The organism is Paraburkholderia sp. NMBU_R16 (assembly GCF_013282575.1).
Classification (GTDB): Bacteria; Pseudomonadota; Gammaproteobacteria; order Burkholderiales; family Burkholderiaceae; genus Trinickia.
In genome coordinates this window covers 47,257-54,141 of sequence record NZ_JAAAYE010000041.1, presented here as the reverse complement: position 1 = coordinate 54,141, position 6,885 = coordinate 47,257, and the positions used below count along the sequence as shown (strand labels likewise).

Genomic DNA, 6,885 nt, shown 5'->3' with positions numbered 1-6,885 from the left:
GCAAAGGCCAAATGAAGGGTGACCACGCCACTCGAACGGTCGCCGCGCAGTTCTATTCGCTGCTTATGTAAGGACTCCTAAGCGAATCGCCGCTTGCTCGTCATGGCTCCGTTATCGCGACACAACCTTACGTTGTCGTAACGAACCGATCACATCTCGGAAACACGGGAAATTGCCGCTCTTTGCCGCTCCCCGTGCAACTAAGCGAGCGTGCTGCGCGCGGACGAGGGAAACCCGATGAATACCGAAGTACACGAACCGGACGTGCTGGCTGCATCGCATGCAACCGCGCCCGATTTACCGCGCGAAGCTGCCCCCCACTTCGCACGCCTTGCCGACACCGACCCGGCAGTGCGCCGTGTCGCATTGTTCGACCTCGCCGACCTCGAAGATCCCGCACTCTTGCCCGTATTCCTTGCTTCGCTGCGCGATGACCCGGCGCCCGAAGTCCGGCGCGAGGCCGCAGCCGTGCTCGCGTCATGGGAGGAGGACGAAGTCGTCGAGGCGCTCTGCGCAGCCCTACTCGACGACGCAGAGCCGGTACGTGCACAGGCGGCGCAAAGCCTGTCCGAATTGAAACAACCGAGTTCCGGCTATGTGCTTCGCCGTTGGGCGATGCGGCCGGAGCCGTTCGTGCGCCGCGCGGTACTCCGCGGGCTGCGCGAACTTCGGTTCGCGGATGCCTTCGATCCGGCCATGGAGGCGCTCGCCGCGCGACAAGCCGATGTACGGCTCGAGGCTGTCGCCGTACTCGGCTGGCTGAAAGACGCACGCGCGTTGGCATCGCTCGCGGCTCTCGCCGCACGTGACACGCAGGCGGAGGTGCGCCGCGCAGCCATCGGCGCACTGGGTTTTGCATCGCCTGCCGATGCCTCTATCGTCGAAGCACTCGTCGCAGCGCTGTCCGACGACGCTTGGCAAGTGCGCGAGGAAGCCGCGACGACGCTAGGCAAACTCGGCGTGGTGTCGGCGCGCGAACCGCTCGTCACGGCACTCGACGACGCATACTGGCAGGTCAGGCTACGCGCGACTCGCGCGCTCGGACAATTGCGCGATGGGCAGGCGGCCCCTGCCGTTGCGATGCTGCTCGCGCATCCGATCAGCAACTTGCGCAAGGAAGCCGCGTTGGCGCTGGGCGAGCTGGGCGTTGCGGCTTCACTACCCGCACTGCATCACGCGCTTGGCGATCGCGATCCTGAGGTACGCAAAGCCGTCCGCATCGCCATCGAGCAAATCGAAAACGCACCGCAATAAAACAACGCGGCGCTGGCCGAGCGCCAAGTAAGGAACGTGAGCACTCGGACCGGCAGGCCGGATTCTCCCGCCCCATGCCGCTGCCTGCGGCCGATGGCGCCAGGAATTTGTCGCCGACCTCATCGCGTCAGTACGAGCCAGTTTATTTTGTGCAAATTCCCTGGGCGATAATGTCGTCGATATACCGACGATCGAAAGCCATCCGAAATGAAACTCCGCGGTGGTCTGCTCAGTATCAGCTAAGTCTTCGTCGGTATCCTCCCCACTATTGTTGCCGCCTCCCGCTCGTCCCCGCGACGCAGCCCTCACGGAGATTTGATGGAAGGACTGAATCGAGCGCTTTTTCTCTGGCTCAATGCGCCGGACAACCCCAGTCACCTATCGGTGGCGCTGGCGCTGTTTTTTGCCGAATATTTCATTTGGCTGATCCCCGCAACGATCGCGATTGTCTGGTTACGCGGTGGCGAGCGCACGCGTAAGGCGCTGATCGAAGCCACCGTCGCCGCGTCGATTGGGCTTTGCATCAATCAGCTGATCGGCCTTGCATGGATGCACCCGCGACCGTTCGTCATCGGTCTCGGGCACATATTGGTTGCGCACGCACCCGACTCATCTTTCCCCAGCGATCATTTGACGCTCTGGTGGTCGGTCGCGTTCGCGCTCGCCATGCCCGGCAACTTTCCTCGGGCCGGGGTGCTGTTCGCATTGCTCGGTTTGCCCATCGCGTGGGCGCGCATCTACGTAGGCGTCCATTTCCCGTTCGATATGGCGGGCGCGGCAATCGTCTCGCTGTTGAGCGTGGGTGTGACGCGGCGTGCAATAGGGCCATGCTTGCCACATATTTTTCGTGCGGCGACCTGCATTCACTGCTTGCTTTTCAGCAAGTTCATTGCGTTGGGATGGGTGCGCAAATAAGAACTGGGTAACATCCGCGGCGACGAAGGCACGAGTCATGCGGCGACTTTCATATCCTGCAAGGCAATGACTGCATCAAAAGGAAGCTTACGATGACAAAATCGACACAACACGCATTGGCGAAGGTACCGGAGGTCACACTCGGGTTCTGGCTCCTTAAAATTGCCGCAACCACCCTAGGCGAAACCGGTGGCGACGCAGTGACCATGTCGATGCACTTAGGCTATCTCATCGGCACGGCCATTTTCGCGTTGATATTCGTCGTGGCGGTCATGGCGCAAATCCGCGCAAATGGGTTTCACCCCTTCTTGTACTGGCTGACGATCATCGCGACCACGACGGTCGGCACGACGATGGCCGATTTCGCGGACCGCTCTTTAGGCATCGGGTACGCGGGCGGATCGAGCCTGCTACTCGCGCTGCTGCTGATCTCGCTGTTTGTCTGGTACCGGACGCTCGGCTCCGTCTCCATCAGTACGATCACCACACCCAAAGCCGAAATCTTCTATTGGGTGACGATCATGTTCTCCCAGACCTTGGGTACGGCATTGGGCGATTGGACGGCCGACAGCATGGGCTTGGGATACAGCGGTGCCGCGCTCGTGTTCGGTGGATTGCTCGTTTTGGTCGCGGCGGCCTATTATTGGTCGAACATCTCGCGCACTGTACTTTTCTGGGCGGCGTTCGTGTTGACGCGTCCGCTCGGGGCTGCCGTCGGCGATTTTCTCGACAAACCGCTCAACGCGGGCGGTCTGGCGATGAGCCGTTATTCGGCCTCGGCCGCGCTCTTCGGCTTCATCATGCTCGGCATTCTGATCTTCCGGCAAAGAGCGGCGAAAGCAACGCATTGAACGCAGGCTGGAATCGGCGACGGAGGACGAATGCGGGTATTGCTGGTCGAAGACGATCCGATGATCGGCGAGGCCGTTCAAAACGCACTGAAAGACGTTTCATACGCGACGGATTGGGTGAAGTCGGGGCCCGCGGCACTGACCGCCCTCGAGGCGCAGCATTACGACCTCGTGCTGCTCGACCTCGGCTTGCCCGGCAAGGACGGTCTGCAAGTGCTGGCGAGCATTCGCGGCCGAGACAATCCGGTCCCGGTGCTGATCGTCACGGCCCGGGACGCGCTCGATGATCGGTTGCGTGGACTCGACGGCGGCGCCGACGATTACGTCCTGAAGCCATTCGAAATGACCGAGCTGCTGGCCCGCATGCGAGCCGTGCTGCGGCGAAAGGGTGGGCGCGCGGCCCCGGTGCTCAGCAATGGCCGTGTGTCGCTCGATCCGGTGACGCGCGAGGCCGTCGCCGATGGCCGCGCGCCCGTGCAGCTTTCCAATCGCGAATTCGCGCTGCTGCACGCGCTGCTGATACGCCCCGGCGCGATCCTTTCGCGCAGCGATCTCGAAGACCGGATCTACGGTTGGGGAGAAGAAGTCGAAAGCAATGTCGTCGAATTTCTGATTCACGCACTGCGGCGCAAGCTCGGCAGCGACATCATCAAAAACGTCAGGGGCGTCGGATGGATGGTTTCAAAAGGCGGTTGAACGCGTCCCTCCAGCTCAAACTGTCGTTCTCGCTTTCGCTCGCGATTCTCGTGGTGGCCGTGGTCGCCGGCATCGTTTCGTTCGTGTCCGCACTGCACGAAGCCCATGAGCTGCAAGACGATACGTTGCGGCAAATCGCGACGCTCATCGATCGGCAAGGCGTCCCGTTCCTTCAGTCGCGCGCTGGGGCAACCGTGGCGAGCGACAACAAAGACTCCCGAATCGTCGTGGAATATCTCGCCGCTGGTGGGCAGCAAGGCGCCAACATCGCGGGTGCCGAGGCGCGATTGCCAATCCCGGCCGACTTGCCCGACGGCGCGCATACGCTGCGAATCAAGGGCGAGTCGTTTCGCGTGCTCATCAAAACAGCGGCCGGCGGCGGGCGAATCGCCGTGACGCAGGAAACGGATGTTCGCGACGAGATCGCGCGCGATGCCGCTTTGCAGACTTCGATGCCGTTTCTGATTCTCGTGCCGATATTGGTCTTTTTGATCGCCGATCTCGTTCGCAAGATGTTCCGGCCGATCGCCGCGCTGTCGCTCGAAATAGATCGGCGGGCCGAGCGGGAGTTACATCCCATCGAAACGAGCGATCTGCCTGTCGAGGTCCGGCCCTTCGTCGTCGCAATCAATCGCCTTCTGACGCGCGTTGCGCAATCGATGGAGGCCCAACATAGATTCGTTGCCGATGCCGCGCACGAACTGCGCTCCCCGTTGACGGCACTTTCGCTGCAAGCGGAACGACTGGCCGAAGCCGAGATGTCGGCGACGGCCCGGGAGAGATTGAGTTCACTGCGACAGGGCATCGAGCGCGGACGGAACCTGCTCGATCAACTGCTGACGTTGGCCAGAGCGCAATCGCCTTCGGAGCCGCTGCCGGCGACAGAGCCGGTCTCGGTGCAAAGCGTCTATCGCCGCGTGCTCGAAGACATCATGCCGCTTGCCGAAGCCAAAGAGATCGATGTCGGTGTCGAAGGTACCGAGGACGCGATGGTAGGAGCAAGCGAGCTCGATTTGATTGCCATCGTGAAGAATCTCGTCGATAACGCCATCCGCTATACGCCACGAGGCGGGAAGGTCGATTTGTCGGTGCGCCGCACGTCCACCCATGTCGTGTTGCGCGTGATCGATAACGGGCCCGGCATTGCACCGGACGAACGCGCGCGTGTTTTCGATCCTTTTTATCGCACGCTTGGGAGCAATGAGGTGGGATCGGGGCTGGGCCTGTCTATCGTCAAAGCCATTGCCGAGCGTCTCGGGGCGGAAGTCCGCCTCGAGTTTGCCGATGAGGCCGGGCAGTCGGGTTTGTGCGTTTCGGTTCTCATCCCGACCCAGTGACGATCACAGCGCGGCTCGCGCGCTGCGTGGAGGAAGGGTTGACGGACCGTTCGCTGCCCGAATCGCTCGATGCCGCCGGCACCGCCATGACGCTCTATCAGAACTGGCTCGGCGCCAGTTTGCTGGCCAAGATCACCCGCGACCGTAAGCCGCTGGATACGGCGTTGGCCTGCACGCGCCAGATGCTCGGCGTCTCTTACGACGCTTGACGGGCGATCGTATGTATTCGCTTCCTCATTTTTATTTTGCGCTTCCTAGACGACCGGTCTACTTACGCGGCTCGCTGTTGCGCAAAGCATTGCCGCTCCCGCCAATCCGAAATTGCTAACTGAAGGAGTCCCCGATGCCGCAAACCGATACCGTCAATCGCCGCGTGGTCCTCGCAGCGCGCCCGCACGGGTTGCCCACGACGCGCGACTTTCTCATCGAAGAGGCAGCCATTCCGAAGCCCGCCGATGGTCAGGTTCTGCTGCGTACCGTCTACCTCTCGCTCGATCCCTACATGCGCAATTTGATGGAGGAGGTCGCTCCTGCCTATGCGTCCTCGATCCCGCTGGGTGGAACGATGGTGGGCGGCACGGTGAGCCGAGTCGTCGAATCGAAGCATGCGAAGTGGCGAGCGGGCGATCTCGTGCTCGGCAACGCAGGATGGCAGGACTACGCGCTATCCGATGGCAGCGACTTGCTGTCGCTAGGGCTTGGGTCTCACCCGTCACTGTCGTTGGGCGGTTTGGGTATGCCCGGATTTACCGCGTATGTCGGCTTGGCGGATATCGGCCAACCCAAGGCCGGCGAAACGCTGGTCGTGGCGGCGGCCACGGGTCCCGTTGGTTCGATCGTCGGGCAGTTGGCGAAGCTTCGGGGTGCGAGAGTCGTCGGCATCGCGGGTGGCGCAGACAAGTGTCGGTACCTCGTGGAAGAACTTGGCTACGACGCTGCCGTTGATCGTCGCGATCCAGCGTTCGCTGAGCGTCTGGCGGCAGCCTGTCCGGACGGAATCGACGTTTATTTCGAAAACGTCGGCGGGGAAGTTTTCGATGCGGTATTGCCGTTGTTGAACATCGGCGCGCGCGTGCCGGTCTGCGGCGTAATTGCACATTACAACGATGATGCGTTGCCGCCCGGGCCCGATCGATGGCCGCTTGCCATGTCGACGATTCTGCAAAAGCGGGTCCGTATGCAGGGGTTCATCATCCTCGATCACTTCGGCGAGCGTTTCGATGCGTTCCGCGGAGAGATGAGCGAATGGTTGTCCGATGGCCGCGTCAAGCTGCGCGAGGACCGCGTCGACGGGTTGGAAAACGCATCGGCCGCGTTTATTGGCCTGCTGCAGGGTCGTAACTTCGGCAAGGTCGTCGTGCGGGTCGGCGAGGAATGAAGGGGCTCATGCCGTGCGGACCTTGTCTGCTGACGAGGTGAATCGCGCAGACCGAGCGTTTGTGTCGCCCGTGCGGCGAATAGGACATGTATTCTCCGCAAATTATGCGGAGAATACAGTCGCATCGTTACCGTCTGCTTGGGCGGAACATGTAGCTCGGCACGTGCAAAGAATTCCTCGTCCAATTCCGGTATGCCGCTCCTGTCGATTTGGTCGTCCTCGAGCTGTTCCAGCCGCTTCCAGTCGGTGTTTGATGCTTGACTCATATCGTTTCGCTTCGTGTTTGGTCGATTTGGGCGCCGATATGATACGGACAAGAAAGAAAAATAGGCGCACGTGAAGGGCATTCAGGACACTACGCTTTTACCGCTTCGCATTGCATAAGTGCCCTTCGTTTCTCCCGCGATGTAATCCGGGCGCCGCTGTTATACCTATCGACCACGACGACTCATGA

7 protein-coding genes are annotated in these 6,885 nt (G+C 61.3%); all 7 read left to right on the top strand.

Going from position 1 to position 6,885, the window contains the following annotated elements; genetic code table 11:
• The first annotated feature begins 237 nt into the window (after positions 1 to 237).
• The gene (locus GWC77_RS19830) at positions 238 to 1,254 is read left to right on the top strand and encodes a HEAT repeat domain-containing protein (protein ID WP_173259855.1); all 1,017 of its coding nucleotides are present in this window, start codon (positions 238 to 240) and stop codon (positions 1,252 to 1,254) included.
• 318 nt (positions 1,255 to 1,572) lie between these two features.
• Complete coding sequence (locus GWC77_RS19825) at positions 1,573 to 2,169, top strand: undecaprenyl-diphosphatase (RefSeq protein WP_173259854.1); 597 nt, start codon at positions 1,573 to 1,575, stop codon at positions 2,167 to 2,169.
• Between the two features lie 92 nt (positions 2,170 to 2,261).
• Positions 2,262 to 3,020, top strand: coding sequence for a hypothetical protein (locus GWC77_RS19820; protein WP_173259853.1), 759 nt, complete (start codon positions 2,262 to 2,264; stop codon positions 3,018 to 3,020).
• Positions 3,021 to 3,050: 30 nt separating this feature from the next.
• On the top strand, positions 3,051 to 3,716 hold the full coding sequence (locus GWC77_RS19815; RefSeq protein WP_173259852.1) for a response regulator transcription factor: 666 nt from the start codon (positions 3,051 to 3,053) through the stop codon (positions 3,714 to 3,716).
• Positions 3,692 to 5,053 carry an ATP-binding protein gene (locus tag GWC77_RS19810; RefSeq protein WP_173259851.1) on the top strand — a complete coding sequence of 454 codons (1,362 nt, stop codon included), beginning with the start codon at positions 3,692 to 3,694 and terminating at the stop codon, positions 5,051 to 5,053. Before GWC77_RS19815 ends, GWC77_RS19810 begins: the two co-directional genes overlap by 25 nt.
• The gene (locus GWC77_RS19805) at positions 5,050 to 5,262 is read left to right on the top strand and encodes a TetR family transcriptional regulator C-terminal domain-containing protein (RefSeq protein ID WP_173259850.1); all 213 of its coding nucleotides are present in this window, start codon (positions 5,050 to 5,052) and stop codon (positions 5,260 to 5,262) included. The genes GWC77_RS19810 and GWC77_RS19805 overlap by 4 nt, the downstream gene beginning before the upstream one ends.
• Before the next feature lie 134 nt (positions 5,263 to 5,396).
• A complete protein-coding gene (locus tag GWC77_RS19800; protein WP_173259849.1) occupies positions 5,397 to 6,431 on the top strand; it encodes an NADP-dependent oxidoreductase in 1,035 nt (344 codons plus the stop codon).
• The last annotated feature ends 454 nt before the right edge of the window (positions 6,432 to 6,885 follow it).

Bases quoted from the DNA above. Each gene is read 5' to 3' on its own strand.
- GWC77_RS19830 (WP_173259855.1), top strand. From the start codon at position 238: ATGAATACCGAAGTACACGAACCGGACGTGCTGGCTGCATCGCATGCA.
- GWC77_RS19825 (WP_173259854.1), top strand. From the start codon at position 1,573: ATGGAAGGACTGAATCGAGCGCTTTTTCTCTGGCTCAATGCGCCGGAC.
- GWC77_RS19820 (WP_173259853.1), top strand. From the start codon at position 2,262: ATGACAAAATCGACACAACACGCATTGGCGAAGGTACCGGAGGTCACA.
- GWC77_RS19815 (WP_173259852.1), top strand. From the start codon at position 3,051: ATGCGGGTATTGCTGGTCGAAGACGATCCGATGATCGGCGAGGCCGTT.
- GWC77_RS19810 (WP_173259851.1), top strand. From the start codon at position 3,692: ATGGATGGTTTCAAAAGGCGGTTGAACGCGTCCCTCCAGCTCAAACTG.
- GWC77_RS19800 (WP_173259849.1), top strand. From the start codon at position 5,397: ATGCCGCAAACCGATACCGTCAATCGCCGCGTGGTCCTCGCAGCGCGC.